This window comes from Dyadobacter sp. HNCC25DJ184, from assembly GCF_056895215.1.
The window spans coordinates 1-285 of the sequence record NZ_JBXHAQ010000047.1; the positions used below are offsets into that span (position 1 = coordinate 1).

The 285-nt window shown below is 34.4% G+C and carries 1 protein-coding gene; it reads right to left on the reverse strand.

The annotated features are described in order from the left end of the window. Positions 1-97 precede the first annotated feature (97 nt). A partial coding sequence (locus tag AC1XUD_RS26545; protein WP_483364076.1) for a hypothetical protein occupies positions 98-285 on the reverse strand: 188 nt, incomplete at its 5' end.

Below are 285 nucleotides of genomic sequence, written 5' to 3' on the forward strand. Positions count from 1 at the left end.
CTATTATATTGAAATGATTACTCATTTCCCTTTTTCGCTACTTCCTAAAAAGTAACTGTGTCTTAAACACTATACCTTTTTTGCTCTCTTCATCATGTCAAAGAACGTTGCTCTGATCTCTCTCAGAACTAGTGGTCTCGATCGTTTTCGCTACCGTTGTTCCCGATTGGGAGTGCAAAAGTGCAGGCTTTATTTTTAACATGCAAGAAACTGTTGAAAATATTTTGAACTTTTTTTTCGAAAAATTTTCAACCTCCTGAAAACCAATAACTAAGACAACAAAAA